At 69.0% G+C, this 26178-nt stretch carries 28 protein-coding genes; 18 read left to right on the top strand and 10 right to left on the bottom strand.

All coding sequences use genetic code 11. The features are described 5' to 3' along the window. Positions 1-3 precede the first annotated feature (3 nt). Both PSR88_RS05350 and bioD read left to right on the top strand, forming a co-directional pair. A complete protein-coding gene (locus PSR88_RS05350) occupies positions 4-1155 on the top strand; it encodes an 8-amino-7-oxononanoate synthase (protein WP_016880063.1) in 1152 nt (383 codons plus the stop codon). Further along, positions 1152-1847 (top strand): dethiobiotin synthase, encoded by a 696-nt coding sequence (gene bioD, locus PSR88_RS05345; RefSeq protein ID WP_016880064.1) that lies wholly within the window; start codon positions 1152-1154, stop codon positions 1845-1847. Before PSR88_RS05350 ends, bioD begins: the two co-directional genes overlap by 4 nt. 10 nt (positions 1848-1857) lie before the next feature. Here the strand turns inward: bioD and PSR88_RS05340 are convergent, their stop codons facing one another. Both PSR88_RS05340 and PSR88_RS05335 read right to left on the bottom strand, forming a co-directional pair. Continuing rightward, positions 1858-2232 (bottom strand): VOC family protein, encoded by a 375-nt coding sequence (locus PSR88_RS05340; RefSeq protein ID WP_016880065.1) that lies wholly within the window; start codon positions 2230-2232, stop codon positions 1858-1860. Between the two features lie 25 nt (positions 2233-2257). After that, positions 2258-2644 (bottom strand): VOC family protein, encoded by a 387-nt coding sequence (locus tag PSR88_RS05335; RefSeq protein WP_016880066.1) that lies wholly within the window; start codon positions 2642-2644, stop codon positions 2258-2260. A gap of 173 nt (positions 2645-2817) precedes the next feature. Here PSR88_RS05335 and PSR88_RS05330 point away from each other — a divergent pair, with 173 nt between their 5' ends. From PSR88_RS05330 to PSR88_RS05315, 4 genes are read left to right on the top strand one after another with little or no spacing between them, the layout of a single operon-like run. Then, entirely contained in the window at positions 2818-3102 is a 285-nt protein-coding gene (locus PSR88_RS05330) for a hypothetical protein (protein WP_009473700.1), read from the top strand. Then, entirely contained in the window at positions 3099-3923 is an 825-nt protein-coding gene (locus PSR88_RS05325) for a hypothetical protein (protein WP_009473699.1), read from the top strand. Before PSR88_RS05330 ends, PSR88_RS05325 begins: the two co-directional genes overlap by 4 nt. 21 nt (positions 3924-3944) lie before the next feature. After that, entirely contained in the window at positions 3945-5879 is a 1935-nt protein-coding gene (locus tag PSR88_RS05320) for a fumarate reductase/succinate dehydrogenase flavoprotein subunit (protein ID WP_009473698.1), read from the top strand. 1 nt (position 5880) lies between these two features. Then, positions 5881-6630, top strand: coding sequence for a succinate dehydrogenase/fumarate reductase iron-sulfur subunit (locus PSR88_RS05315; RefSeq protein ID WP_016880067.1), 750 nt, complete (start codon positions 5881-5883; stop codon positions 6628-6630). A 61-nt stretch (positions 6631-6691) separates the two neighbouring features. Here PSR88_RS05315 and PSR88_RS05310 read toward each other — a convergent pair whose 3' ends face one another. The 4 genes from PSR88_RS05310 to PSR88_RS05295 form a co-directional block, all read right to left on the bottom strand. Continuing rightward, positions 6692-7363, bottom strand: a complete 672-nt coding sequence (locus PSR88_RS05310) for a sterol desaturase family protein (RefSeq protein WP_016880068.1) — start codon at positions 7361-7363, stop codon at positions 6692-6694. Continuing rightward, entirely contained in the window at positions 7360-8097 is a 738-nt protein-coding gene (locus tag PSR88_RS05305; RefSeq protein ID WP_192815029.1) for a FadR/GntR family transcriptional regulator, read from the bottom strand. Before PSR88_RS05305 ends, PSR88_RS05310 begins: the two co-directional genes overlap by 4 nt. 59 nt (positions 8098-8156) lie before the next feature. Further along, complete coding sequence (locus PSR88_RS05300) at positions 8157-9287, bottom strand: lipase family protein (RefSeq protein ID WP_016880070.1); 1131 nt, start codon at positions 9285-9287, stop codon at positions 8157-8159. Positions 9288-9364: 77 nt separating this feature from the next. Continuing rightward, positions 9365-9994, bottom strand: coding sequence for a TetR/AcrR family transcriptional regulator C-terminal domain-containing protein (locus tag PSR88_RS05295; protein ID WP_005260290.1), 630 nt, complete (start codon positions 9992-9994; stop codon positions 9365-9367). Positions 9995-10148: 154 nt separating this feature from the next. Between PSR88_RS05295 and bioB the strand changes: the two genes are divergently transcribed. Genes bioB through PSR88_RS05280 form a run of 3 tightly spaced genes read left to right on the top strand, consistent with a single transcriptional unit; the run spans position 10149 to position 12014 of the window. Beyond that, positions 10149-11162 (top strand): biotin synthase BioB, encoded by a 1014-nt coding sequence (gene bioB, locus PSR88_RS05290; protein ID WP_005260291.1) that lies wholly within the window; start codon positions 10149-10151, stop codon positions 11160-11162. Beyond that, a complete protein-coding gene (locus tag PSR88_RS05285) occupies positions 11159-11446 on the top strand; it encodes a hypothetical protein (protein ID WP_016880071.1) in 288 nt (95 codons plus the stop codon). The genes bioB and PSR88_RS05285 overlap by 4 nt, the downstream gene beginning before the upstream one ends. A gap of 10 nt (positions 11447-11456) precedes the next feature. Further along, on the top strand, positions 11457-12014 hold the full coding sequence (locus tag PSR88_RS05280) for a DUF2567 domain-containing protein (RefSeq protein WP_029537372.1): 558 nt from the start codon (positions 11457-11459) through the stop codon (positions 12012-12014). On the opposite strand, the gene PSR88_RS05275 is transcribed toward PSR88_RS05280, so the two are convergent. After that, on the bottom strand, positions 12004-12816 hold the full coding sequence (locus PSR88_RS05275; RefSeq protein WP_016880073.1) for an SDR family NAD(P)-dependent oxidoreductase: 813 nt from the start codon (positions 12814-12816) through the stop codon (positions 12004-12006). The two genes, PSR88_RS05280 and PSR88_RS05275, sit on opposite strands and share 11 nt — an antisense overlap. An 83-nt stretch (positions 12817-12899) precedes the next feature. Here PSR88_RS05275 and PSR88_RS05270 point away from each other — a divergent pair, with 83 nt between their 5' ends. Beyond that, a complete protein-coding gene (locus PSR88_RS05270) occupies positions 12900-13499 on the top strand; it encodes a TetR/AcrR family transcriptional regulator (protein WP_011594193.1) in 600 nt (199 codons plus the stop codon). 19 nt (positions 13500-13518) lie between these two features. Here the strand turns inward: PSR88_RS05270 and PSR88_RS05265 are convergent, their stop codons facing one another. Then, the gene (locus PSR88_RS05265; RefSeq protein WP_011594192.1) at positions 13519-14244 is read right to left on the bottom strand and encodes an NUDIX hydrolase; all 726 of its coding nucleotides are present in this window, start codon (positions 14242-14244) and stop codon (positions 13519-13521) included. Between the two features lie 78 nt (positions 14245-14322). Between PSR88_RS05265 and nadA the strand changes: the two genes are divergently transcribed. Genes nadA through nadC form a run of 3 tightly spaced genes read left to right on the top strand, consistent with a single transcriptional unit; the run spans position 14323 to position 17794 of the window. Further along, on the top strand, positions 14323-15360 hold the full coding sequence (nadA, locus tag PSR88_RS05260; protein ID WP_005247541.1) for a quinolinate synthase NadA: 1038 nt from the start codon (positions 14323-14325) through the stop codon (positions 15358-15360). Then, a complete protein-coding gene (locus PSR88_RS05255; protein ID WP_016880074.1) occupies positions 15357-16925 on the top strand; it encodes an L-aspartate oxidase in 1569 nt (522 codons plus the stop codon). Before nadA ends, PSR88_RS05255 begins: the two co-directional genes overlap by 4 nt. Then, on the top strand, positions 16925-17794 hold the full coding sequence (nadC, locus tag PSR88_RS05250) for a carboxylating nicotinate-nucleotide diphosphorylase (RefSeq protein ID WP_009473686.1): 870 nt from the start codon (positions 16925-16927) through the stop codon (positions 17792-17794). Before PSR88_RS05255 ends, nadC begins: the two co-directional genes overlap by 1 nt. Before the next feature lie 51 nt (positions 17795-17845). On the opposite strand, the gene PSR88_RS05245 is transcribed toward nadC, so the two are convergent. Together PSR88_RS05245 and PSR88_RS05240 are read right to left on the bottom strand one after the other, a co-directional pair. Then, positions 17846-18475 carry a LysE family transporter gene (locus tag PSR88_RS05245; RefSeq protein ID WP_016880075.1) on the bottom strand — a complete coding sequence of 210 codons (630 nt, stop codon included), beginning with the start codon at positions 18473-18475 and terminating at the stop codon, positions 17846-17848. A 36-nt stretch (positions 18476-18511) separates the two neighbouring features. Next, the gene (locus PSR88_RS05240; protein ID WP_016880076.1) at positions 18512-19789 is read right to left on the bottom strand and encodes a glycoside hydrolase family 1 protein; all 1278 of its coding nucleotides are present in this window, start codon (positions 19787-19789) and stop codon (positions 18512-18514) included. 87 nt (positions 19790-19876) lie between these two features. On the opposite strand from PSR88_RS05240, the gene PSR88_RS05235 reads away from it, so the two are divergent. The 5 genes from PSR88_RS05235 (at position 19877) to hisB (ending at position 26172) form a co-directional block, all read left to right on the top strand. Continuing rightward, positions 19877-21820: an acyl-CoA dehydrogenase family protein gene (locus PSR88_RS05235; protein ID WP_016880077.1), complete on the top strand. Its 1944-nt coding sequence runs from the start codon at positions 19877-19879 to the stop codon at positions 21818-21820. A 111-nt stretch (positions 21821-21931) separates the two neighbouring features. Next, the gene (locus tag PSR88_RS05230; RefSeq protein ID WP_016880078.1) at positions 21932-22993 is read left to right on the top strand and encodes a putative zinc-binding metallopeptidase; all 1062 of its coding nucleotides are present in this window, start codon (positions 21932-21934) and stop codon (positions 22991-22993) included. A 106-nt stretch (positions 22994-23099) separates the two neighbouring features. Then, a complete protein-coding gene (gene hisD, locus PSR88_RS05225; protein ID WP_009473681.1) occupies positions 23100-24422 on the top strand; it encodes a histidinol dehydrogenase in 1323 nt (440 codons plus the stop codon). Further along, entirely contained in the window at positions 24419-25561 is a 1143-nt protein-coding gene (locus PSR88_RS05220) for a histidinol-phosphate transaminase (RefSeq protein ID WP_009473680.1), read from the top strand. The genes hisD and PSR88_RS05220 overlap by 4 nt, the downstream gene beginning before the upstream one ends. Further along, the gene (hisB, locus tag PSR88_RS05215; protein WP_011594184.1) at positions 25558-26172 is read left to right on the top strand and encodes an imidazoleglycerol-phosphate dehydratase HisB; all 615 of its coding nucleotides are present in this window, start codon (positions 25558-25560) and stop codon (positions 26170-26172) included. Before PSR88_RS05220 ends, hisB begins: the two co-directional genes overlap by 4 nt. Positions 26173-26178 lie beyond the last annotated feature (6 nt).

The raw sequence follows: 26178 nt of genomic DNA, 5'->3' as shown, positions 1-26178 counted from the left end.
ATCGTGCCGTGGGTGAGTACCGACCGCACCTTCACCACCTGGCTCGACGACGTCGAGGACCAGCGGCGCGCCGCGGGACTGCGCCGCGAGTTGCGTCCACGCACGCCCGGCAACGCGCTGATCGATCTGGCGTCCAACGACTACCTCGGACTCGTACGGCACCCGGAGGTGCTGCACGGCGCGATGACCGCGCTGCGCCGCTGGGGCGCGGGGGCCACCGGCTCGCGTCTGGTCACGGGATCGACCACCGAACACGAACTCCTCGAAACCGAACTCGCCGAGTTCGTCGGCGCCGAGGCCGGGCTGGTGTTCTCGTCCGGGTACACGGCGAATCTCGGTGCCGTCACCGCACTGTCCGGCGCCGGATCGCTGATCGTCTCCGACGCGGGCAGCCACGCGTCGCTGGTCGACGCGTGCCGGCTGTCCCGGGCCCGCGTGGCCGTCGCACCGCACTCCGATCTCGACTTCGTCCGCAGCGCACTGGCCACCCGGCCGGAGGAGCGGGCGCTGGTCGTCACCGACTCGGTGTTCAGCGCGGACGGGGATCTCGCACCCCTCGTCGACCTCCACCGGGTGTGCCGCGACCACGGCGCGTTCCTCGTCGTGGACGAGGCGCACGGTGTCGGAGTCCGCGGCGCAGGGGGCCGCGGACTCGTGCACGAGGTGGGTCTCGCGGGCGAACCCGACATCGTCGTCACGGCCACGCTGTCGAAGTCGCTGGCCAGCCAGGGTGGTGCGGTGCTGGCGTCGGAGAAGGTGCGCGCGCATCTCGTCGACGCCGCGCGCACGTTCATCTTCGATACCGGCCTCGCCCCCGCGGCCGTCGGTGCGGCACGGGCGGCGCTCGCCGTTCTGCGGCGTGAACCCCACCGTGCGGAGTCCGTCCTGGACCGTGCGCGGGATCTCGCCCGGTTCACCGGCGCCGGGACACCCGAGTCCGCCGTCGTCTCCGTCATTCTCGGCGACCCGCAACGCGCCGTCGACGCGGCCGCCGCCTGCCGGGAACAGGGCTTGCACGTCGGCTGCTTCCGGCCCCCGTCGGTGCCCGAAGGCACGTCGCGTCTGCGGCTCACCGCCCGAGCGACGCTCGATGAGGGCGAACTGTCGCGGATCGAAGCCGTGCTGGCGGACGTCCTGGCGGGAGCGTCGGCGTGAGCATCCTGGTGGTCACCGGCACGTCGACGGACGTCGGCAAGACGGTGGTCACGGCGGCGCTGGCGGCGGCTGCACGTGAGGCGGGCCTGTCCGTGGCGGTGTGCAAGCCCGCGCAGACCGGCGTCGCCCCGGGCGAGCCGGGTGATCTGGCCGAGGTGACCAGACTGTCCGGTGTCACGGCGGTGGTGGAGCTGGCCCGCTATCCCGAACCACTCGCCCCCGACACCGCGGCCCGGCGCAGTGGCCTGCCGATGCTGCGGTGCGCCGACGTCGTCGAGACGGTCCGTGCGCTCGATGACGGGCACGATCTGGTGCTCGTCGAGGGTGCAGGCGGCCTGCTGGTGCGGCTGGGCGCCGAGGGCTTCACGCTCGTCGATCTCGCGCGCGCCCTCGACGCACCGGCTGTGGTGGTCGCCGCGGCAGGCCTCGGCACGCTCAACCACACCGAGCTCACGATCCGGGCACTGTCGGCGGCCGGTCTCGCCTGCGCCGGAACGGTGATCGGGTCGTGGCCGGACGAGCCCGGGCTCGCCGAGCGGTGCAATCTCGACGACCTGCCCGCCGTGACGGGAGTCGACATCGTCGGCTCGGTGCCCGCGGGCAGCGGACGCCTCGCCTCCGCGTCGTTCGGCGCGGCCGCATCCACGTGGTTCGACAGCACCTGGCTGAAGTCGACGCTCACGCGGCTCTGAGCTGGGGCCGTCAGGATTCGGCGAGCACCGACAGCACGTTGCCCGCGGGGTCGGTGAACCACGCGATGTCGGGACCGTTGCCGCGCATGATTGCCTTGTCGTCCTGATCGAAACCGTCGTACCGCAGGAACCGGACCCCACGTTCGGTGAGTGCGTCGACGGCCTTCTCGACGTCGTCCACGGCGAAATTCAGGATCGTGAACGTCGCCGGCGTGTGGTCGGGCTTGGGATAGATCAGCACCACCGGCCCCTTCGGGAGATGCAGGCCCAGCAGTCCCATCTCCTCTTCGGTGACCTCGAGGCCCAGGGTGTCGGTGTAGAAGGACTTGGCCGCGGCGATGTCGTCGACGGCGAAACCGCTGAATGCTCGCGCATTGCTCAACATGTCTGTTCTCTTTCCGTGCTGTCGGTCACGACATCTCGGCCCGCGCCTGCGCGCTGAGCTGGATGATCTGGACGTAGTTGCCGTCGGGGTCCACCGCGGTGCCGAACCAGCTGCCGTCACGATCCTCGAGCGGGGACAGCCACGTCGCGCCGAGTTCGTCGATCCGGTCTGCTGCGGCGCGGGCGTCGGCGACCTCGACGTTGAGGAGTACGCGGCCGGGTTCGGGGTTCGTGTCGCCGACGTCGTCGCGCCGGTCGAGCATGATGTAGAAGCCGTCGAAGTCGAGGACGTCGTAGCCCGGTTCGCCGGGGGTGCGTTCGACCTTCGGCGAGAACGCGGCGGTGTACCAGTCCCGTAGTCGGTCGGGGTGAATGCTGGCGAGCAGGATGCTTCCGATCGTGGCGTCGGCCATGATGTCCTCCCGGTGGGTGTGCGTTGTCGGTGGTCCTGCAGATATGGACTCGGCCGCCCCGCGAAATTCATCGCAACGGAGTTTCCGAGGTGCCGAAAGCGGCACCGTCCCCTCCGAATATCGGTAGTGTGATTCATGTCACGGCTACATCCGGCTGGGTTGGGAGGGGTCACATGTCGACCTCCGAAATGCTCGAACTGAATCGCACCATCGACCGCCTTCGGCGCGCTGTCGGTTCGTTGCGATCGATGTACGGCGACGCCGCATCCGTGCGGCGGCTGAGCAACGATCTGGAGCGGCTCGAGATAGACGCGCGGGAACTCGACTCCTCGCCGCCGAACGTCGTCCACCGCGAACCGGTGGAGCGAATCAAGGTGTCGGACACCCCGTACGACGCGTCGATGTGGCTCGGTATCGATGACGAGGGGCTGGGCGGGCTCCACTACGAGCGCGGATGAGCGCGCCGCCGAAGGATTCCGAAAGTGCCGGTGTGGGGGCGCCGACCCGTGCCCGGATAGCGGAACGCACGCTCCGCACCGACCGGTGGTGGGTGGCCCCGCTGCTGACGGTGCTCGGCCTGTCCGTCTTCGTGGTGTACGCATCGGTCCGCTCGTGGGTCCGCACCGCGTACTTCGTCGAGGACTATCACTACCTGACGCCGTTCTACTCGCCGTGCCTGAGCGATTCGTGTGTGCCCGGTTCGAGCGACTTCGGGACACCCATCGGCGAGTTGCCGATGATCATCCCGCTCGGGTTCCTGGTGCTGCCGTTCCTGCTCGGCTTCCGGCTCACCTGCTACTACTACCGCAAGGCCTACTACCGGTCGGTGTGGTTCTCGCCGCCCGCGTGCGCGGTTGCGGAGCCCCACAGCACCTACACGGGTGAGACGCGCCTGCCGCTGATCGTCCAGAACGCACACCGCTACTTCTTCTACGTGGCAGTCGTCGTCTCGCTGATCAACACGTACGACGCGATCCGCGCGTTCCACGGCGCCGACGGCGGATTCGGAATCGGGCTCGGCACACTCGTCATGGTCTGCAACGTGATCCTGCTCTGGGCGTACACCGTCTCCTGCCATTCCTGCAGGCACGTCATGGGCGGCAGGCTCACCCACTTCTCCAAGCACCCGATCCGGTACCGGCTCTGGACCTGGGTCAGCACACTGAACACCCGGCACATGCAGCTCGCCTGGACCACCCTCGCCACACTGATCATCACCGACTTCTACGTGATGCTCGTGGCCAGCGGCACCATCTCCGACCTGCGCCTCATCAACTGACTTCATCGAAGAGGGAGTGGAATGACGGAAGTCGAACGGCACCAGTACGACGTCGTGGTCATCGGTGCCGGCGGCGCCGGACTGCGAGCGGTCATCGAGGCCCGGGAACAGGGCCTGTCCGTCGCCGTCGTCTGCAAGTCGCTGTTCGGCAAGGCGCACACGGTCATGGCGGAGGGTGGCTGCGCCGCCGCGATGGGAAACGCCAACGAGAAGGACACGTGGCAGACCCATTTCCAGGACACGATGCGCGGCGGCAAGTTCCTCAACAACTGGCGAATGGCCGAACTGCACGCCCGCGAGGCTCCCGACCGGGTGTGGGAACTCGAGACGTACGGGGCCCTGTTCGACCGGACCCCCGACGGCCGGATCAGCCAGCGTAACTTCGGCGGTCACACGTATCCGCGGCTCGCGCACGTCGGTGACCGCACCGGACTCGAACTGATCCGCACCATGCAGCAGAAGATCGTGTCGCTGCAGCAGGAAGATTTCGCCGCCACCGGCGACTACGAGGCCCGGATCAAGATCTTCGCCGAATGCACCATCTCCGAGCTGACCAAGGACGGCGACCGGATCTCGGGTGCCTTCGGATACTGGCGCGAGAGTGGACGTTTCGTCCTGTTCGAGGCACCGGCCGTCGTGATGGCCACCGGCGGGATCGGCAAGTCGTTCAAGGTGACGTCGAATTCGTGGGAGTACACCGGCGACGGTCACGCCCTCGCCCTGCGCGCGGGCGCCAACCTCATCAACATGGAGTTCGTGCAGTTCCACCCCACCGGCATGGTGTGGCCGCCCAGCGTCAAGGGCATCCTCGTGACGGAAGGCGTCCGCGGCGACGGCGGGGTCCTGAAGAACTCCGAGGGCGAGCGGTTCATGTTCTCGTACATCCCGCCGGTCTTCAAAGGCCAGTACGCGGAGACCGAGGAAGAGGCCGACGGCTGGTACAAGGATTCCGACAACAACCGGCGCACACCGGATCTCCTGCCCCGCGACGAGGTGGCCCGGGCCATCAACTCCGAGGTCAAGGCCGGACGGCAGACCCCGCACGGCGGCGTGTACCTCGACATCGCCTCACGGATGCCCGCCGACGAGATCGTCCGGCGGCTGCCCTCGATGTACCACCAGTTCAAGGAACTCGCCGACGTCGACATCACCAAGGAGCAGATGGAGGTCGGGCCCACCTGCCATTACGTGATGGGGGGCATCGAAGTCGACCCCGACAGCGGATCGTCCAGCGTCGCGGGTCTGTTCGCCGCGGGGGAGTGTTCGGGCGGGATGCACGGTTCCAACCGGCTCGGCGGCAACTCGCTGTCCGACCTTCTCGTGTTCGGGCGCCGCGCCGGACTGGGGGCGGCGGAGTATGTGAAGTCGCTGCAGGACCGGCCGGTCGTGTCCGCGGACGCCGTCGATGCGGCGGCGCGGATGTTGTTGTCGCCGTTCGATCCCGCGGTCGGGGAGGGCGGCACCACCGAGAACCCGTACACGCTGCACACCGAACTGCAGCAGACCATGAACGACCTCGTCGGCATCATCCGGAAGGAAGACGAGATCGTGCGTGCCCTGGAGAAGCTCACGGAGATCAAGGGCCGCATCGGGGGCGTGGAGGTGGAGGGGCACCGCCAGTTCAACCCGGGATGGCACCTCGCCGTCGACCTGCGGAACATGGTGCTGGTCAGCGAATGCGTGGCCCAGGCGGCGCTGCTGCGCACGGAAAGTCGCGGCGGGCACACCCGCGACGACCACCCGAGCATGGAGGCGGAGTGGCGCAACACCCTGCTGGTGTGCAGCGTGGTCGGCGACATGTCCGCGCATCCCGATTCGGTGGTGCCGGACGTCACCGTCACCCGCGAACCCCAGCTCCCGATGCGCGCAGAGCTGTTGGAGCTCTTCGACATCGACGAACTGGCGAAGTACTACACCGACGCCGAACTCGCGGAACACCCGGGAAGGAAGGCCTGAGATGGGTTACGACGCGCAGTTCCGGGTCTGGCGCGGCGACGCCGACGGCGGCGCGCTCCAGGACTACTCCATCCCCGTCAACGAAGGTGAGGTGGTGCTCGACATCATCCACCGGTTGCAGGCGACGCAGACCCCGGACCTGGCGGTGCGATGGAACTGCAAGGCGGGCAAGTGCGGTTCGTGTTCCGCCGAGATCAACGGCCAGCCACGGCTGCTGTGCATGACGCGGATGTCGACGTTCACGGAAGACGAGGTGGTGACGGTCACGCCGTTGCGTGCGTTCCCGGTCATCCGGGATCTCGTCACCGACGTGTCGTTCAACTACGCGAAGGCGCGGGAGATCCCGTCGTTCACCCCGCCGCCGGGGCTCGGACCGGGTGAGTACCGGATGCAGCAGATCGACGTCGAGCGGTCGCAGGAATTCCGCAAGTGCATCGAGTGCTTCCTCTGCCAGAACACCTGTCACGTGATCCGTGACCACGACGACAACAAGCCGGCGTTCTCCGGCCCCCGCTTCTTCATCCGCGTCGCCGAACTGGAGATGCATCCACTCGACACGGCCGACCGTCGTGACGCGGCGCAGGAAGAGTTCGGTCTCGGGCTCTGCAACATCACCAAGTGCTGCACCGAGGTGTGCCCCGAGGGGATAAAGATCACCGACAACGCCATCATCCCGATGAAGGAGCGGGTGGTCGACCGCCGGTACGACCCCATCGTCTGGTTGGGCAACAAGCTTTTTCGCCGCGGTTAGCGCCTCCGGCACCCGTGAGTACTTGTTAACCGCGGGCGGTTGAGAAGTACTCACGGGTGCGTCAGCGCACGGTGTGGAGGTTGCGGGCGGTGGGCGACTTCTCGACCGATTCGGGGTCCGGGTCGGTGCCCAGGATCCGGTCGGCGGTTCCCGACGTGGTGACGGTGAACCAGTAGTGCTCGTTCTTGTAGTGGTGATGGCGGTGGTTGCGCCAGATCGCACGGTACAGGCGGGAGTTCGGCTTGTAGTCGCTGTGGATGAGGTAGTGCGTCCATTCGTAGAGGACGCCCAGAATGCTCAGCACCACCAGGAACGTCAGTCCGAGTCCGGTGCGCGGGAACGCGAGCAGCGAGATGGCCACGAGAACCGGAATCAGCCACGTCAGCGTCTGCCACGGGATGAAGACCAGCGGTACGTCCCGGGGGTCGACGTGATGCTCGCGATGCTTCCGGGCGAGCAGCGAATCGACGGTCAGGCCCAGGACCTTTCGGGGTTTCCAGTGCAGGATGCCGACGTGGATGACCCATTCGGCGAACGGGAACACGGCCAGCATCACCAGCGGAAGCACGGCATCGGTCAGCTGCCAGTCGCCGACGATCAGGCGGGCGGCCACCGCGGCGACCAGCATGCTGCCGATCATCCACGGGGACGGGTGTCGACGGAACTGGTCTGCGGCGTCGCGGAGGGTGATCGACCTGCGTTGGCGGCGATCTGCGGGAGGTTTCGTGGTCATGTGTCCTTCTCCGAATCGTTCTGGTGCAGTGCGTCGATCACGGACGTGACGGCGGCCGTGCCGAGGTCGAGGAGTGTGGTGGCGGTCTGTGCCGCGGCGACTTCGTCGTGGGCGGAGATCGCCTCGGCCAGCTGGTGGTACAGGTCGGTGCGGCCGACTTCCGCGACCATGACGGCGGCCATCGCCGTCATAGTCGGTTCGTAAGCGTTACGGAGGCTGTTGAAGATGAGCCGGAATGCGATGGAATCGGCCGTGTCGACGACGCGCTCCCAGAAGGCCAGGGCGCCGACCTGCTGCGCGACGGGGTCGCTGTCGGAGGCGAGATGATCCACGGCGTCGCGGAGAGCGGCACCCGACTCGTCGGTGGCCCGGCCCGCGGCGAGCCGGGCGACCTGCACACCGATCATCCGACGCGCCTCGAGAACGCTGCGGACCACCGCCCAGTCGGGTACGCCGTCGCGGACCAGCAGCTGGGACAGCAGTTCGGGCCCGCCGTGCTGCCGGAAGTCGCGGACCGAGGTGGCGTCGCCCTGCCGGACCTCGACGAGTCCGGCCTGGGCCAGCTTCTGGATCGCTTCTCGGACCGCGGGCCGGGACACCCCGAACGCTTCGGCGAGTCGTCGTTCGCTCGGCAGGGCATCGCCGGCGGCGAGGTCGCCGCCCAGCACACGCGCGGTGATCTGGTCGAAGACTTCGGTGGAGGCGGATTTCCGCGTGATCGGCTCGAACATCATGACCATGACAGTAGGTCGGCAATAGGTAAGAGGTCAAGTGGTCTTACCAGTGCATTTTGCTAGCCGAAGAGGCTTCGGACGAACGCACTGGTGTCGGGCAGGGACGCGGGCATGGTGTAGAGATGGCCGGTCGGATACGTCCGGAACACGAACTGCTGCCCGTTCGCGGCGAGGTCCGCCGTCAGTTTCCAGGCAAGAGGAATGGGGACGACGTCGTCGAACAGTCCCTGCCCGATGAACAGCGGCCGGTCGTAGCCCCGCACGGGCACACCCAGAGTGGTGCGCAGCGCCGCCAGGACCGCCGGGTCGTCGAGGGGACGGGACATCAACTGTCCGATAGAGATGCCGTCGAGTTGCGGGGCTGCCTCCTCGTAGCAGAGCGATTCGACGCGATTCAGGACGTCGACGCCGAGCGGTGTGAGGTAGCTGTCGACGTCGAGGTCGGGCCGTGACGCCCGCAATCCGGCGAGCGCGTACGCCACGAACACCGTGCTCCCGGTGAGTGGCACCTCCGGGAAACCCGGGCCGACGAGTGGCGCGAGATTCTCCAGGTTGGACGGGGCGCCGGTGGCGACAGTGCCGCGGAAGTCGAGTTCCGGTGCGTACGTGGTGGCCATCGACGCGGCGACGAGAGCGGCATGGCCGCCTTGCGATTGACCGAGGGCGACCCACCGATCGGACAGGGACGGCGTGACGGTCCGCGCCGCGCGCACCATGTCGATCACGCTGTGCGCCTCCGTCGGGCCGTCGAGGTACGGGTGCACACCGGGCGTGCCGAGGCCGACGTAATCCGTTGCGACGACGGCGTAACCCTGGTCGAGCCAGTGCTGGACGTACGGTCCGACGAGCTTTCCCGTCACCGTCGGCGCACACTTGTCGGCGATGCCGACCGTCCCGTGGGCCCAGGACACGACGGGCCACCCGCTGGGCGGCGCCTCACCGGGGGGCAGGAGAACCGCACCGGTGCTGAGTGCGGGTTCGTCCATCGGCCCCGTCGTCCAATAGGTGACGTACGTGGCGTCGGCGACGCCCGGCGGCCGCGCGTCCGGTGCCAGCGGCGTCGCGGCGACGACCGCACCCGGATCGCCGCCCGCAGTCTGTGCCGCCGCCGGGGTGGGCGCGCCGAGGAGCGACAGTACGAGTGCCGCCGCGAGAACCGTTCCGGTGCGGCGGCCGAGTGAAGACGTCATCGCGTCCGTCCCTGGGCCGTCGGAGGCGCCGCGCGGTCCTGGAGTGGCCGACGCGGCGTCGACTCAATTGTGCGCGCTCAGGGGCGGTGGGCGGAGTCTTTCAAGCGTGCGCGAATTCCGTCGACGAACAGCGACAGGCCGAAGTCGAACCGGACCGCCGGATCGCCGTCGAGGAGGTCCTCGTCGTACGCCGCGATCGGGGACTGCGGCGCATCGGGGGAGAGGGCGGCCCGGGTGAGGGCGCCTGCCGACTCCATCTGCGCCCGCGACTGCTCGTCGACCGTGTGGCCGAGGACGTAGTACAGCAGCGAGTACGACGACAGTTCCGCGTGTTCGCGGGACAGTCCGGACCGCAGGCCGACTGCTGCGAAGCTTTCCCGGACCCGGGAGTTGGTCATGCGCGACGCGTACGTGGCGGAAACCAGTTCGGCGCCGTCGCGGTGGGCGAGCAGCGCGGTGCGGAGCCGGTGGGCCAGTTCGGTGAACTCCGCGTCCCACCCGGGGGCCGTGACCGGGGCGTCGACGTCTTCGAGGATCTTGTCGGCGAGCGCCCCGAGCAGGGTCTGCTTGTTGGGGAAATGCCAGTACAGAGCACCCGGCTGCACGCCGAGAGCCGTCGCGAGTCTGCGCATCGTGAGGTCGGCGAGGCCGAACTCGTCGAGGATGGCCATTGCGCCGTCGAGTACGTCGCCGCGTCGCAACTGCACTGTGTGATCTCCCAATCTCGTCGAAGAGCCCGCTCCGGCTTTGACAGTATTCCACCACGGATCTAACGTGAACACCGTTCAACTTGTACGGTGTTCAATTTTTCGGTTCCGTCGATTCACGGCACGTGATCGGCCCGTTTTCCAGGAGATACGTGTGACATCGGCCCCGGTACAGACAGACATCCTCGCCCTCGCGCGTGAGCAGGTTCTCGAGCGCGGTGACGCGCTGAACGAGAGTCAGGTGCTCGAGGTCCTGCAACTTCCCGACGACCGGCTCGAGGAACTGCTCGCCCTCGCGCACGACGTGCGCATGAAGTGGTGCGGTCCCGAGGTCGAGGTCGAGGGCATCATCAGCCTCAAGACCGGCGGCTGCCCCGAGGACTGCCACTTCTGCTCGCAGTCCGGCCTGTTCCAGTCGCCGGTGCGCGCGGCGTGGCTCGACATCCCGTCGCTCGTGGAGGCCGCCAAGCAGACCGCGAAGTCCGGCGCCAGCGAGTTCTGCATCGTCGCCGCCGTCCGCGGCCCCGACGAGCGGCTGCTCGCCCAGGTCGCTGCCGGCATCGAGGCGATCCGCAACGAGGTCGACATCCAGATCGCCTGCTCGCTGGGCATGCTCACCCAGGAGCAGGTCGACCAGCTCGCCGCGATGGGTGTGCACCGCTACAACCACAACCTGGAGACGTCGAAGTCCCACTTCCCGAACGTCGTCACCACCCACACGTGGGACGAGCGCTGGAACACGCTCCGCATGGTGCGCGAGGCGGGCATGGAGGTGTGCTGCGGCGGCATCCTCGGCATGGGCGAGAGCCTCGAACAGCGCGCCGAGTTCGCGGCCAACCTGGCCGAACTCGAACCCGACGAGGTGCCGCTGAACTTCCTCAACCCGCGGCCCGGAACCCCGTTCGGCGACCTCGAGGTCCTGCCTGCGAGCGAGGCCCTCAAGTCGGTCGCCGCGTTCCGCCTCGCGCTGCCCCGCACCATCCTCCGCTTCGCGGGCGGGCGCGAGATCACGCTCGGCGACCTCGGCGCCAAGCAGGGCATCCTCGGCGGCATCAACGCCGTCATCGTCGGCAACTACCTCACGACCCTCGGCCGCCCGGCCGAACAGGATCTCGACCTGCTCGTCGATCTGCAGATGCCGATCAAGGCCCTGAACGACACCCTGTGACGATCATGGCAGAGGCGACCATGGGCGACCGCCCCGAAGGCCGGGGCGACCGCCCCGAAGGCCGGGTCGACGGCCGCGAGGAGCGCTACAACCCGTACACCGGCCGCCGCGTGGTGGCCGGTGTGGACGACACCGTGCCCGCCGCCGCGCAGTTGGGTCTCGAGCCGCCCCGCTTCTGCGAGGCGTGCGGACGCCGGATGGTGGTGCAGATCAGCCCGGACGGCTGGTGGGCGAAATGTTCCCGCCACGGTGTGTTCGACTCGATCTGCGGCGGACGGCGGTAGCGTCGGACGGGTGACCACGCTCCCGCGCTTCAGGCTTCGATCTGCCGCCGGAATCTTCTGCGGGACGGTGGTGGCGAGCGCGCTCGCCGGAGTGTTGTGGGGAGTCCTCGCACCGCCCGAGCACCTGCTGGTGGTCGCCCCAGACCGCGGGGTGTCGCTGACGGGGGAGAGTGTGCACCGGTTCGATGCGATCGGGATGTTCGCGTGCGCGGGCCTGGTCGTCGGGATCCTCACCGCGGTCGCGGCGTGGACGGCGCGGAGAAGTCGCGGCCCGGTGGCGCTGGGTGCGGTTCTCGCGGGCAGTGTGGTCGGGGCCGGTGTGATGGCGCTCGGTGGAATCGGCGTGGCCGCGCTGCGTTTTCCCGACCCCGACACCTCGACCGCCGGTACGGTCGTGGCGGTCGCGCCGGGGATCGGGACCCCGCTGGTGCTGATCTTCCAGCCCCTCGTCGCCTGCGTCGTGACGTTGGTGCTCGCCGCGCTCAACCCGTACGACGATCTCGGCGTCAGCGATCCCCCGGTCGAACTCGACGAGCCGGAAGAGCGCGACGCGACCTTTACCTCGTGACCGACGTCCGCATCCGCACGTTCCCGAGGAGGCGCCCGCTGGCGAGAGCGCCGATGCGGCGAGTCGCGAACCGGGTGCTGACCGACGACACCCAGTTCATCAGCCCGGAGACGACGCTCGGCGGGGTGCTGCGCCGGTCGAGTGCGCGCAGCGCTGTCGTCACCACCTGATCCGCGGTCTGCATGCGGCCGACGGCGGCGTCCTCGGAACCGACGACGTCGAAGAACTCGGTGCGGGTGGGGCCCGGGCAGACCGCGAGCACGGTGAGGCCGGTGCCTCGCGCCTCGGCCCACAACGCCTCTGTGAAGTTGAGGACGAACGCCTTGGTCGCCCCGTAGACGGCCATGCCGGGAGTCGGCTGGAACGCGGCGGTGCTCGCCACGTTCACGAGTGCGCCGCGTCCCCGGAGCAGGTCGGGCAGGAAAGCGTGCGACAGCTCGACGAGGGTGGTGACGTTGAGCTGGATCTCGGAGGTGAGGCGCTCCAGGTCGGCGGACGCGAAATCTCCGTGCGTCCCGAATCCCGCGTTGTTGATCAGCGAGTCGACGCGGATGTCGCGGGCGGTGAGTTCGCCGCGCAACCGCTCCCCGGCGCCGTGTGTCGCGAGGTCGAACGGGAGCACGGTGACCGACACGTGGTGCGCGGCGCGGAGTTCGGTGGCGAGTTGTTCGAGCCGGTCGGCGCGGCGGGCGACGAGGACGAGATCTGCACCCCGCTCGGCGAACCGGCGGGCGAATTCGGCACCGAGGCCCGCGCTGGCGCCGGTGATGAGGACGGTGGTTCCGGATACATCGAAGGACATGTGTGCTCCTAGCGGTGGGGTGTCCTCGAATGTAGTCAGTGCCATCTATGTAGTCAATGACAACATCTTGCTAGGCTGGCGGCATGCCCGTCGCCGAACAGCCCTACCACCACGGGAGTCTTCGCCGGGTGTTGCTCGCGCGCGCCGAGAGCACGCTCGAGAAGGACGGCGTCGACGGACTCTCCCTGCGGCAACTCGCGCGTGAGGCCGGGGTCAGCCACGCCGCACCCAGCAAGCACTTCCGGGATCGTCAGGCGCTGCTCGACGCACTCGCCGAGTCCGGCTTCCTGCGTCTCACCGCCGCCCTCGAACGCGCGGTCGAGGAGGCGGAATCGCATGCCCGGGCCCGTTTCGCCGCGCTCGCAGGCGCCTACGTGAGCTTCGCACTCGCACACCGGGAGTTGCTGGCCCTGATGTACGGGAACAAGCACGCGCCCGGAGCCGCTTCCCAGGTCGTGGAGGCCGGCCACGCCTCGATGGACCTAACGGTCCGGATCGTCACCGAAGCCCAGGCCGCGGGCGACATCGGACCCGGGGACGCGTCGCGCATCGCCCTCGTCGCGTTCGCGACGTTCCACGGGATCGCCACCCTCGCTGCAGGCGGGATGCTCGACGGCGCTCCGGTGGACGAAGTCGTCACCGCCGCATCGGACACGTTCTGGCGGGGTCTCGCGCAGGCGTGAGGCCGCCTGACGAGCGGGGTCAGCTCGGCGGTCGAAGCGCCGCGAACTCGTCCGTCACCCGCAGCGTGGAGTCGGTGAACCGGTAGAGGGCGGCCGGGCGCCCGCCGGCACGGCCCGACGGCGCCGTGTTCCCGGTGGGAGTGAGCACCCCACGTCGTCCGAGGACGCGCTGGAGGTTGGTCGCGTCCACCTGGTACCCGAGTGCGGCACAGTAGATCTCGCGCAGCGTCGACATGGAGAACTCGTCGGGGGCCAAGCCGAACGCGATGTTGGTGTAGGAGAGCTTGGCCGCGAGGCGGGTCCGGGCGTGCCGGACGACGGTGCCGTGGTCGAACGCCGTCTCGGGGAGCGCGGACACCGGGTGCCACGCGGTGTCCGGCGGCAGCTGCGGGTCGGCGGGGAGGGGGACGAGTCCGAGGAAGGTCGACGCGATGGTGCGCGGGCCGGGCACTCGATGCGGGTCGCTGAACACCGACAGCTGCTCGAGGTGGGAGACCTCCTGCACGTCCACCTTCTCGGCCAGCTGGCGTCGCGCGGAGGTGGTGAGGTCCTCGTCCTCGTGGAGCAGTCCACCGGGCAGGGACCAGGCGCCCGCCTGGGGATCGAGGGCTCGTTGCCACAGCAGCACGGCGAGCTCACCGGCGTGACGCGCATCACCGCCTTGAACTGCGGTGATGTGGTCGGGAAAGTGGCGAACCTGGAACACCGCGGTAAGCACTTCGTGCGTGGTGTTACTATTGGGCATGTTTTCGATCCTAAGTCGAAAACCTCGATTGCGGAAATTCGGGCCACCCCGCCCGAGTTCACGGTGAAGGAGCAAGCCATGACGACCACGACGTTGTGGGCGGGTACCAACCCGCAGATTCAGGACGGTCCCGGCGGTTACGCGGGCGTCGAGGCGAGCGAAGAGTGGGCTGCCGAGATCAAACGGCTGGCGCGTGAGCGGGGAGCGACGCTCCTTGCGCACAACTATCAGTTGCCCGCCATCCAGGACGTGGCCGACCACGTCGGCGACTCCCTCGCGCTCTCGCGCATCGCGGCCGAAGCGCCCGAGGACACCATCGTGTTCTGTGGCGTGCACTTCATGGCCGAGACCGCGAAGATCCTCAGCCCCGCCAAGACCGTGCTGATCCCGGACGAGCGTGCCGGCTGCTCGCTGGCCGACTCGATCAACGCCGATCAGCTGCGGGAGTGGAAGGCGGAGTTCCCCGACGCCGTCGTCGTGTCGTACGTCAACACCACCGCCGAGGTGAAGGGTCTGACGGACATCTGCTGCACGTCGTCCAACGCCGTCGACGTGGTCGCGTCGATCGACCCCGACCGTGAGGTCCTGTTCCTGCCCGACCAGTTCCTCGGCGCACACGTCAAGCGCGTCACCGGCCGCAAGAACATGCAGATCTGGGCGGGTGAGTGCCACGTCCACGCCGGCATCAACGGCGACGAGCTCACCGCGCAGGCCAAGGCGCACCCCGGTGCCGAACTGTTCGTGCACCCCGAATGCGGCTGCGCCACCTCGGCTCTCTACCTGGCCGGTGAAGGGTTCGTGCCCGAGGACAAGGTGAAGATCCTGTCGACGGGCGGCATGCTCGACGCCGCCCGCGCGACCGGGGCGAAGCAGGTTCTCGTGGCCACCGAGGTCGGCATGCTGCACCAGCTGCGCAAGGCCGCGCCGGAGGTCGATTTCCAGGCCGTCAACGACCGCGCGTCCTGCCCGTACATGAAGATGATCACCCCCGCGGCCCTGCTCCGCTGCCTGCTCGAGGGCAAGGACGAGGTTCACGTCGATCTCGCGACCGCGGAGCGTGCCCGCAAATCGGTGCAGCGCATGATCGAGATCGGAAACCCGGGCGGCGGCGAGTGAGCAGCCCGGCCCGGGGGATTTCCTGGGAAGAGCACGCCGACCTCGTGGTGGTGGGCGGTGGTGTGGCCGGACTGACGGCCGCACGCACCGCCTCGCTGCGCGGACTGACCGTGCTCACCGTCAGCAAGGGCGGGGCGACGGACACCGCGACGCAGTACGCGCAGGGCGGCATCGCGGTGGTGGGTGACGCCGTCACCGATTCGGTGGAGTCGCATGTCGCCGACACGTGCGAGGCCGGGGTGGGCCTGTGCGACGACGACGCGGTGCGATCGATCGTGGCGGGCGGCCGTGATGCCGTGGCCGCGTTGACCGATCTGGGCGCGGTGTTCGACCGTGGCCGCGACGGCGCCGTCTCGCGCACCCGCGAGGGCGGGCACAGCACCCGGCGGATCATTCACGCCGGCGGGGACGCCACGGGCGCCGAGGTGCAGCGAGCCCTGGGTGCCGCCGGGCTTCCCGTCCTGTTCGACAGCGTCGCCCTACGGGTACTCACCGACGCGCGCGGTGTCACCGGCGTGCTCGTGGATTCGCCGCGCGGACTCGGCGTCGTCCACACACCGGCCGTCCTCCTGGCCACCGGCGGGCTCGGGCAGCTGTACGCCTGCAGCACCAACCCGCCCGGAGCCACCGCCGACGGCGTCGCTCTCGCGCTGGACGCAGGCGCGGCCGTCGCCGATCTCGAGTTCGTGCAGTTCCACCCGACCGTCCTGTTCACCCCCGGCGGTCTCGGACGGCGTCCGCTGATCAGTGAGGCCGTCCGCGGCGAGGGTGCGATCCTCGTCGACGCCAACGGCGAATCGGTGACCGCGGGTGTGCACCCGCGCGGTGACCTCGCCCCCCGCGACGTCGTGTCGCGGGCGATCGCGTCGAGGCTTCGGGAACTGGGTCACGACCGCGTCTACCTCGACGCGCGTCACCTGTCCGGCTTCGTGCAGCGCTTCCCGACCGTGACGGCCTCGTGCCTGGACGCCGGGATCGATCCGCGTGAACAGCTGATCCCGGTTGCGCCCGCCGCGCACTACTCGTGCGGCGGAGTGGTCACCGACGTCGACGGACGCACCGCCGTCCCCGGCCTCTACGCCGCGGGCGAGGTGGCCCGCACCGGGCTGCACGGAGCGAACCGGCTGGCCTCCAACAGTCTTCTCGAAGGCCTGGTGGTCGGCGAGCGGGTCGGCGCCGCGGCCGTCGAACGCGCCGGCCTCCGCGTCGAGGCAACCGAACCCGAGCAGCGTGCCCTGCCGTCCGCACCGCGGGAACTGGTGCAGCAGTTGATGACCGGCAACGCCTCCGTCGTCCGGGACGGTGCCGGCCTCGAGGCGGTGGCCGCCGCCCTGGCCGCCGCGCCACACACGGTGCCCGAGGGGCAGACCGCGCTCGAAGACGCCGCGCTGACCCTGACGGCGTCCGCACTGGTGCTCGCCGCCGCGGCGCGGACCGAAAGTCGTGGATGCCACACCCGCAGCGACTACCCGCAGACATCCGACGAGTGGCGCCGCAGCACGCACGTGCGTCTGCGCGACAGCGAACTCGAGCTTCTCGAACCCCAACTGACAGGAGTGCTGTGATGTCCGACCATGTCCTTCCCGACGGTCTGGACGCGGACGAGGTGCGTGCGCTCGTGCGTCTCGCCCTGGACGAGGACCTGCGGTACGGACCGGACGTGACGTCGTCGTCCACGGTCCCGGCCGACGCGGTGGCCAAGGCGTCCGTGGTCTCCCGCGCGCACGGCACCGTCGCCGGCCTCGACGTGGGACTGCTGGTGCTCGACGAAGTGATCGGGGCGGGCCGCTACCAGGTTCTCGACCGGGTCGCCGACGGCACCCGGGTCGCGCCCGGCCAGGCCGTGCTGACGGTCACCGCGCCCACACAGGGGCTGCTCACCGCGGAGCGGACGATGCTCAACCTGGTGTGCCACCTGTCCGGCATCGCCACGGCGACATCCGCCTGGGTGGACGCGGTCGAGGGCACCGGGGCGAAGATCCGCGACAGTCGCAAGACGCTGCCGGGACTGCGCGGCCTGCAGAAGTACGCCGTCCGGGTGGGCGGCGGCGTCAATCACCGCATGGGGCTCGGCGACGCGGCACTGATCAAGGACAACCACGTCGCGGCCGCCGGTTCGGTCGTGGCGGCGCTGCGGGCCGTGCGCGCGGCGGCGCCGGACATCGAGTGCGAGGTAGAGGTCGACAGCCTCGAGCAACTCGACGAGGTGCTGGCCGAGAACGTCGAACTGGTGCTGCTCGACAACTTCCCGCTGTGGCAGACGCAGATAGCCGTGCAACGTCGTGACGCGAACGCCCCCGGCACCAAGCTGGAGTCGTCGGGCGGTCTCACGCTGGACGTCGCGGCCGAGTACGCCGGCACCGGAGTCGACTACCTCGCGGTCGGTGCGCTCACCCATTCCGTCACCGTGCTGGATCTCGGCCTCGACATGTGACCCCACCCGTGAGTACTTGTTAACCGCCCGCGGTTAACAAGTACTCACGGGTCAGACGGCGCGGCGCACCGTCGCCAGGAACGTGGCCGCGACGAAGAACAATCCGGAGAACGTCCGGTTGGTCGCGCGCTGCTGGCGTGGTGACCGCATCAGCCGCAGGACCTTCGACGCCAGCCCGGTGTAGCCGGTCATGACGACGACGTCGACTGCGACCATGGTGGCGGCGATGACCAGGTATTGGGGGAGCAGCGGCGCCGACGGGGTGATGAACTGTGGGAGCACCGCCAGCATGAAGACGACGGCCTTCGGGTTGCTGGCATTGACCAGGAAGCCGCGCAGGGTCATCGCGGGCCCGCTGGTCTCGGCGACCTCGCCGTCGACGCCCGACACGTCGGTCGCGCTCGCCCGCCACTGACGGACGCCGAGATACACCAGGTAGGCGACGCCGAACCACTTGATCACCGTGAACGCGAGTGTCGAATTCGCGAGCAGTGCCCCGAGTCCGGCGGCGACCACCGCGATCTGCAGCAGCAACCCCAGCTGGAGACCCGCGATGTTCCAATAGCCGCGACGCAACCCGAACCGCATCCCCGTGGCCATCGATGCGATCGCGCCGGCCCCCGGGGACAGACTGATCACGCACGAAGCCCCGAGCACTGCACACCACATCTGCCACGACACGAGGTGATGGTACGTCGCGCCTCTGCTGCACCCGATCTACGGGGGATCGATGCAGCTGAGCGGCGGATTCACGAGGGAACAGAGTGCGGCAGGGCGTTCGGGTTCGTAGCCGGGCAGGAGCCCGTTCGCGACGAGGTCCCGGTAGGTGGTCACCGCATCGGTCGGTCGGCGGGTGAGGGTGGGATCGGTCAGCGCGTCGACGGTGAACAGGCCGAACCGGGGACGGTACGTGCCCCACTCGTAGTTGTCGGTGATCGACCAGTAGTTGTATCCGATCACCGGGGCGCCGTCCGCCCGTGCCCGCTCCAGCCAGAAGACGTGATCGCGGAGATGATCGGACCGGGTGTAGCCGTCCGGGCGCGGTTTCCCGTCGTCGGTGGGCATGCCGTTCTCCACGACGTACAGCGGTAGTCCCGGAAATTTTCCGGTGTACCGCATCAGGGCGTGGTAGATGCCGTCCGGTTGAGGGTTGATGTCGTAGAAGGCGTCGGTGACCGCGTGTGCCGCGGTGAGGTTGTCGGGGGAGAGGCCGTAGTAGTAGTCGACGCCGAGGAAGTCGAGCTTGTCGCGGATCCGGTCGACGAAGGTGGCGTCGAGCGCGTCCATCGCGGCTGGGACGTACGCGAGGTTGCTGCTCACCCGGGCGCCCGGGTCGTTCTCGTGGATCAGGTCGTAGGCGCGGCGGTGGACCTCGACGAGCCGGTCGAGCATCTGCGGGGCCCGGTCGGGGGTGATGCCACCGAACGTCAGCTCCTTCTGCACGTAGACGGTCGGTTCGTTGATCGTGATCCAGAGCGCACCGAGACCGGAATAGCGCTCGATCACGTTCTGCGCGTTCGCGAGCCAGTCGTCGACCGTGTCCGGGTTCGCCCAGCCGCCCCGATCGGCGACCCACCCCGGATACACCCAGTGGTCGAGGGTGATCATCGGGGTCATTCCGCGGCCGGTGATCTCGTGGACGACGTCGTCGTAGTACCGCAGTTCGGTCTCGTCCCACACGCCCGGGGTGGGTTGCAGGCGGGCCCATTCGACGCCGAACCGGAAGACGTCGACACCCAGGTCCGCGGCGCGGGTGATGTCCTCGGTGTACCGGTGACGGAAGTCGACGGAGCTGCCGATCGCGTCGTGGGTCCGTCCGGAGTCGGAATACCGCCGCCAGTTGCTGTCTGGTGAGGAACCCTCCGATTGGAACCCGGACGTCGCGACGCCCCACAGGAAGTCGTCGGGGAGAGGGGCGGCGTGCGCCGCGGTCGCGGGCGCCAGCAAGCACAGCAGGACCGCGCCGGCGCCCAGGAGTCGCGAGGGAGTCCGCATCGGCCGAAGAGTAGCGGAAACGCTGTCCCGAGTGCGCCGATTGGGTGATACTGGTGAGTAGGACTACCCGCCAGTAGGAGGCGCGTCATGGTCGACACCTCAGCTCCGAAGGTCACCGAGGAAGAAGCACGAGCGGTCGCGGAGGAGGCGAGGGAATCCGGCTGGGACAAACCCTCGTTCGCGAAAGAACTGTTTCTGGGACGGTTCCGGCTGGATCTGGTTCATCCCTTCCCCCGGCCGGCGACCGAGGACGCCGCCAAGGCCGAGGAATTCCTCGTTCGCCTCCGCGCCTACTGCGAGGAGATGGACGGCAGCGTCATCGAGTCCCAGTCGCGCATTCCCGACGAATACGTCCGCGGCCTCGCCGACCTCGGGTGCTTCGGCCTGAAGATCTCGGAGGAGTACGGCGGCCTCGGACTCTCGCAGGTCGCGTACAACCGGGCCTTGATGCTCGTCGCGTCGGTGCATCCGAGCCTGGGCGCGCTGCTGTCCGCGCATCAATCGATCGGCGTCCCCGAACCGCTCAAGCTGGCCGGCACCCCCGAGCAGAAACGCGAGTTCCTGCCGCGCTGCGCCCGCGGCGCCATCTCCGCCTTCCTCCTCACCGAACCGGACGTCGGTTCCGACCCCGCGCGGCTGGCGTCCTCCGCGACCCCCATCGAGGGCGGTGCCGCCTACGAACTGGACGGCGTGAAGCTGTGGACGACCAACGGCGTCGTCGCCGAACTGCTCGTCGTCATGGCGCGGGTGCCCAAGAGCGAAGGCCACCGCGGCGGAATCTCCGCCTTCGTCGTCGAGGCCGACACCCCGGGCATCACCGTCGAACGGCGCAACGCGTTCATGGGACTGCGGGGGATCGAGAACGGCGTCACCCGCATGTACAAGGTCCGCGTTCCGGCCGAGAACCTGATCGGCCGGGAAGGTGACGGACTCAAGATCGCGCTCACCACACTCAACGCCGGCAGGCTGGCGATTCCGGCGATGTGCGCCGGGGCCGGGAAGTGGTCGCTGAAGATCGCCCGCGAATGGTCGGGCGTCCGCGTCCAGTGGGGCAAGCCGATCGCCGAGCACACTGCCGTCGCCAACAAACTGTCGTTCATGGCCGCGACCACCTATGCCCTCGAGGCCGTGGTGGACCTGTCGGCGCAGATGAACGACGAGGGTCGCAACGACATCCGGATCGAGGCGGCGCTCGCCAAGTTGTGGTCGTCCGAGATGGCCTGCGTCATCTCCGACGAGCTGATCCAGGTCCGCGGCGGCCGTGGATACGAGACGGCGGCGTCGCTGGCGGCCCGCGGTGAACGTGCGGTGCCGGTGGAGCAGCTGGACCGCGACCTGCGCATCAACCGGATCTTCGAGGGCTCGAGCGAGATCATGCGGCTGCTGGTCGCGCGCGAGGCCGTGGACGCGCACCTCACGGCGGCGGGCGATCTCGCGGACCCGCACGCCGACACCGGTGCGAAGGCCCGCGCGGCCGCCAAGGCGAGTGGTTTCTACGCGAAGTGGCTGCCGCAACTCGTGGCAGGCAAGGGGCAGGTGCCGACGTCGTTCAGCGAATTCGGTGTCCTGGCCAAGCACCTGCGGTTCGTCGAACGGCACTCCCGCAAGCTGGCCCGCTCCACGTTTTACGGGATGGCCCGGTGGCAGGCGGCGCTGGAGAAGCAGCAGGGCTTCCTCGGCCGGGTCGTGGACATCGGCGCCGAGCTGTTCGCGATGTCCGCCACGTGCGTCAAGGCGGCGATGCAGCGCGAGGAGAACGAGGCCGAGGGCGCGGCCGCCTACGAACTCGCCGACGTGTTCTGCCGGCAGGCAGCGTTGCGGGTCGAGAAACTGTTCGACGGTCTGTGGCACAACACCGACGACGTGGACAAGCAGGTCGCGCACTCGATCCTCGAGGGACGGTATGCGTGGCTGGAGCGGGGAGTGGTCGACCCCAGCGAAGGCACCGGTCCGTGGATCACCGAGTGGACCCCCGGCGCGTCCACCGAGGAAAACCTGGCGAGGAGGTTCCTGCACTCGACCCGCCTCTAGGCCGTCGGGTTCCGCGCCCCGGCTCGGCGGTACCCTCCGAGGAGACGCGCACACCAGCGTGGCACCCGCCTGCGTTCTCGGACGCGGGCGGGACGAGCCGAGGGAACACCAGTGCGCAGCTTCATGTGTCGAAAATGCGGCCAACGACTGTCGTTCGAGAACAGTCTCTGCCTGAAATGTGACAGCGCCCTGGGATTCCACCTGCCGAGCCGGTCCATCGTCGTCCTCGACGGCGGGGACCGGGCGGACGTGGACGGCGAGACCTGGGTGCGGTGCGGGAATGCCGGCACGGCGAAGTGCAATTGGCTCGTCCGGAACGACGACGTCCAGAGCCTGTGCACGTCGTGCCGGCTGACGCGGACGCGTCCTGCGGACGGTGACGACGAGGGCATGGCCGCGTTCGCGACCGCCGAGACCAACAAGAGGCGGGTCGTTCTCGAACTCGACGAGCTCGGTCTTCCGATCGTCCCCAAGTTCGAGGACCCGGGCACCGGGTTGGCCTTCGACCTGCTGTCGAGCGCACGGACCCGCGTGGTGACCGGGCACGCCGGCGGGGTGATCACCCTCGACCTGGCCGAGGGCGACGACGTGCACCGGGAACAGCTGCGCGTCGAGATGGACGAGCCGTATCGCACGCTCGTCGGCCATTTCCGGCACGAGATCGGGCACTACTACCAGGTGATGCTGATCCGGGGCGACGCCGAACGCGCCCGATTCGAGGACCTGTTCGGGGATCCGGACGTCGACTACCAGGCCGCGCTGAAACGCCACTACCGCGAGGGTGCGCCGAAGCGCTGGGGCCGGCTCTACGTGTCGTCCTACGCCACGATGCACCCCGCCGAGGACTGGGCGGAGACGTTCGCTCACTACCTGCACATCCGCGACGCCCTGGACACCGCGGCGGCCTTCGCGATGGCGCCCGCCGGAGCGACGACGAGCAGCGAACTCAGTGGTGACGTGGGGTTCGACCAGATCATCGACTGGTGGCTGCCGCTGTCGTGGGCGCTCAACCAGCTGAACAGGTCGATGGGCCACCACGACCTGTATCCGTTCGTGCTTCCGGCCGCGGTGCTGGAGAAGATGCGGTTCATCCACTCGCTGATCCTGCCCGCCCCGGTGTGGGACGAGCCGGCACCGGTGTCGGCGGAAACCCGGTCGGCCGCCGACCGGTGAAAATGGGGTGCGCCTATCCTGGATAATCGGTGTCGAGCCCTGTTCTTCGCAGAACAGTCCGCTCGTCCGAGACACCGTGTCCCGACATTCGCAGAGAGGACCTCTCATGCTCGCCCGCACCGACCTTCGTGGTCGTACCCCTTCCACGGCCGAACTTCGCGCCGCACTTCCTCGAGGTGGAGTGGATGTGGACGCGGTCCTGCATCAGGTTCGCCCGGTCGTCGAGGCGGTCCGTGAGCGCGGCGCCGACGCGGCGCTCGAGTTCAGCGAGAAGTTCGACGGCGTCAGTCCCGCGCAGGTGCGGGTGCCGCAGTCCGAGTTGGACCGCGCGCTCGGCGAACTCGATCCGGCCGTCCGGGCCGCCCTCGAGGTCGCGATCGAACGCACCCGCAAGGTCCACGCCGACCAGCGCCGCACCGACACCACCACCGAGGTCGTCCCGGGAGGCACCGTCACCGAACGGTGGGTTCCCGTCGACCGCGTCGGGCTGTACGTTCCCGGCGGCAACGCCGTCTACCCGTCCAGCGTCGTGATGAACGTGGTCCCGGCGCAGGCCGCCGGTGTCCGGTCTCTCGTGGTGGCGTCGCCGCCGCAGTCCGACTTCGGTGGTCTGCCGCACCCGACGATCCTCGCCGCGGCCGCCCTGCTGGGGGTCGACGAGGTGTGGGCCGTCGGCGGCGGTCAGGCTGTCGCCCTGCTCACCTACGGCGGCACCGACACGAACGGCGCCGAACTCGCCCCCGTCGACCTCATCACCGGCCCCGGCAACATCTACGTCACCGCCGCCAAGCGCCTCTGCCGCGGCCTCGTCGGCATCGACGCCGAGGCGGGCCCCACCGAGATCGCGATCCTCGCCGACCACACGGCCGACCCGGTGCACGTCGCCGCAGACATGATCAGCCAGGCCGAGCACGACGTGATGGCCGCGAGCGTGCTCGTCACATCCAGCGTCGAACTCGCCGACGCCGTCGACACGGCACTGGCCGCGCAACTCGCGATCACCAAGCACAAGGAGCGCGTCACCGCCGCGCTGTCCGGCACGCAGTCGGGCACCGTCCTGGTCTCCGACGTCGAGGCGGGACTGCGGGTGGTCAACGCGTACGCCGCCGAGCACCTCGAGATCCAGACCGAGAACGCCACCGCCGTCGCCGCGAAGGTGACCAGTGCGGGCGCGGTGTTCGTCGGCCCGTGGGCGCCGGTCAGCCTCGGCGACTACTGCGCCGGGTCCAACCACGTCCTGCCCACTGCGGGCTGCGCCCGGCACTCCTCGGGTCTGAGCGTGCAGACGTTCCTGCGCGGCATCCACGTGGTCGACTACTCCGAATCCGCGCTGAAGGAGGTCTCCGGCCACGTCATCACCCTCGCGAACGCCGAGGACCTGCCCGCGCACGGTGAGGCCGTGCGGCTGCGGTTCGAGGCGCTGCGGTGACCGCGGCGAACGTGCCGGGTTCGTCGATCGGGGTGGACGCCCTGCCGATCCGGGAGAACTTGCGCGGCAAGTCGGCGTACGGGGCGCCGCAGCTGACCGTCCCGGTCCAGCTGAACACCAACGAGAACCCGCACCCGCCCACGAAGGCGCTCGTCGACGACGTCGCCGAGTCCGTGCGGGAGGCCGCGCGGGAACTGCACCGCTACCCGGATCGGGATGCGGTGGCACTGCGCACCGACCTCGCCGCGTACCTCGTCCGCCAGACGGGGGTGCCGGTGACGGTCGACAACGTGTGGGCGGCCAACGGGTCCAACGAGATCCTGCAGCAGCTGCTGCAGGCGTTCGGCGGTCCCGGTCGCAGCGCGATGGGCTTCGTGCCGTCGTATTCGATGCACCCGATCATCGCGGACGGCACCGAGACCGAGTGGCTGCCGATCTTCCGGCGCGCCGACTTCGCGCTCGACGTGGACGCCGCGACCGCGGCGATCACCGAGCGCAGGCCCGACGTCGTGTTCGTCACCAGTCCCAACAACCCGACCGGGCACAGCGTCGGCATCGCGGAACTGCGCCGGGTCCTCGACGCCGCGCCGGGCATCGTGATCGTCGACGAGGCGTACGCCGAATTCTCCGACGCGCCCAGCGCTCTGACGTTGATCGACGAGTACCCGTCGAAGCTGGTGGTGTCGCGGACGATGAGCAAGGCGTTCGCGTTCGCCGGTGGCCGGCTCGGATACCTCGCGGCCGCACCGGCATTCATCGAGGCGCTGCTCCTGGTCCGGCTGCCGTATCACCTGTCGGTGGTCACGCAGGCCGCTGCCCGCGCGGCGCTGCGGCACGCGAACGAGACGCTCGCCAGCGTGCACGCTCTCGCAACGGAGCGGGTGCGGGTGTCGAAGGCATTGGAGGACACGGGGTTCCGCGTCATCCCCAGCGACGCGAACTTCATCCTGTTCGGTGAGTTCACCGACAGTGCCCACGCCTGGCGGGCCTACCTCGACCGCGGAGTGCTCATCCGGGACGTCGGCATCCCGGGGTATCTGCGCGCCACCGTCGGGCTGGCCTCCGAGAACGACGCCTTCATCGTGGCGAGCGACGAGATCGCCGCCACCGAACTCACCAGCTCAGGAGACCGAGGATGACCGACCGCATCGCCCGCGTGGAGCGCACCACCAAGGAATCCAGCATCACCGTCGAACTGAACCTCGACGGCACCGGCATCGTCGACGTCTCCACCGGGGTCCCGTTCTTCGATCACATGCTGACCGCGCTCGGCTCCCACGCGAGTTTCGACCTCACCGTCCACGCGAAGGGCGACATCGAGATCGAGGCGCACCACACGGTGGAGGACACGTCGATCGTGCTCGGTCAGGCGCTCGGTCAGGCGCTCGGCGACAAGAAGGGCATCCGCCGGTTCGGTGACGCGTTCATCCCCATGGACGAGACGCTCGCGCACGCGTCGGTCGACGTGTCGGGGCGTCCGTACTGCGTTCACACCGGCGAACCCGAACACCTGCTGCACTCCGTCATCGGCGGCTACCCGGGCGTGCCGTACGCGACGGTGATCAACCGGCACGTGTTCGAGTCGATCGCGCTCAACGCGCGCATCGCCCTGCACGTGCGCGTGCTCTACGGGCGCGATCAGCACCACATCACCGAGGCCGAGTTCAAGGCCGTCGCCCGGGCACTGCGCGAGGCCGTCGAACCGGATCCCCGCGTCACGGGTGTGCCCTCCACCAAGGGCAGCCTGTGATCCGGG

The sequence above is a fragment of the Rhodococcus sp. DK176 genome (assembly GCF_038447315.2).
In the GTDB taxonomy this organism is placed as follows: Bacteria; Actinomycetota; Actinomycetes; order Mycobacteriales; family Mycobacteriaceae; genus Rhodococcus_F; species Rhodococcus_F jostii_A.
The sequence above is the reverse complement of the archived record's forward strand: the minus strand, read 5'-3'. Positions and strand labels throughout refer to the sequence as shown.

What these genes read in the sequence shown, in the direction of transcription:
- nadA (WP_005247541.1), top strand. Translation starts at nt 14,323, where the DNA reads ATGACGACCACGACGTTGTGGGCGGGTACCAACCCGCAGATTCAGGAC.
- PSR88_RS05335 (WP_016880066.1), bottom strand. Translation starts at nt 2,644, where the DNA reads ATGGCCGACGCCACGATCGGAAGCATCCTGCTCGCCAGCATTCACCCC.
- PSR88_RS05325 (WP_009473699.1), top strand. Translation starts at nt 3,099, where the DNA reads ATGAGCGCGCCGCCGAAGGATTCCGAAAGTGCCGGTGTGGGGGCGCCG.
- PSR88_RS05275 (WP_016880073.1), bottom strand. Translation starts at nt 12,816, where the DNA reads ATGTCCTTCGATGTATCCGGAACCACCGTCCTCATCACCGGCGCCAGC.
- PSR88_RS05330 (WP_009473700.1), top strand. Translation starts at nt 2,818, where the DNA reads ATGTCGACCTCCGAAATGCTCGAACTGAATCGCACCATCGACCGCCTT.
- hisB (WP_011594184.1), top strand. Translation starts at nt 25,558, where the DNA reads ATGACCGACCGCATCGCCCGCGTGGAGCGCACCACCAAGGAATCCAGC.
- PSR88_RS05340 (WP_016880065.1), bottom strand. Translation starts at nt 2,232, where the DNA reads ATGTTGAGCAATGCGCGAGCATTCAGCGGTTTCGCCGTCGACGACATC.
- PSR88_RS05300 (WP_016880070.1), bottom strand. Translation starts at nt 9,287, where the DNA reads ATGACGTCTTCACTCGGCCGCCGCACCGGAACGGTTCTCGCGGCGGCA.
- PSR88_RS05320 (WP_009473698.1), top strand. Translation starts at nt 3,945, where the DNA reads ATGACGGAAGTCGAACGGCACCAGTACGACGTCGTGGTCATCGGTGCC.
- PSR88_RS05305 (WP_192815029.1), bottom strand. Translation starts at nt 8,097, where the DNA reads ATGATGTTCGAGCCGATCACGCGGAAATCCGCCTCCACCGAAGTCTTC.
- PSR88_RS05270 (WP_011594193.1), top strand. Translation starts at nt 12,900, where the DNA reads ATGCCCGTCGCCGAACAGCCCTACCACCACGGGAGTCTTCGCCGGGTG.
- PSR88_RS05310 (WP_016880068.1), bottom strand. Translation starts at nt 7,363, where the DNA reads ATGACCACGAAACCTCCCGCAGATCGCCGCCAACGCAGGTCGATCACC.
- PSR88_RS05315 (WP_016880067.1), top strand. Translation starts at nt 5,881, where the DNA reads ATGGGTTACGACGCGCAGTTCCGGGTCTGGCGCGGCGACGCCGACGGC.
- PSR88_RS05265 (WP_011594192.1), bottom strand. Translation starts at nt 14,244, where the DNA reads ATGCCCAATAGTAACACCACGCACGAAGTGCTTACCGCGGTGTTCCAG.
- PSR88_RS05240 (WP_016880076.1), bottom strand. Translation starts at nt 19,789, where the DNA reads ATGCGGACTCCCTCGCGACTCCTGGGCGCCGGCGCGGTCCTGCTGTGC.
- PSR88_RS05235 (WP_016880077.1), top strand. Translation starts at nt 19,877, where the DNA reads ATGGTCGACACCTCAGCTCCGAAGGTCACCGAGGAAGAAGCACGAGCG.
- nadC (WP_009473686.1), top strand. Translation starts at nt 16,925, where the DNA reads ATGTCCGACCATGTCCTTCCCGACGGTCTGGACGCGGACGAGGTGCGT.
- hisD (WP_009473681.1), top strand. Translation starts at nt 23,100, where the DNA reads ATGCTCGCCCGCACCGACCTTCGTGGTCGTACCCCTTCCACGGCCGAA.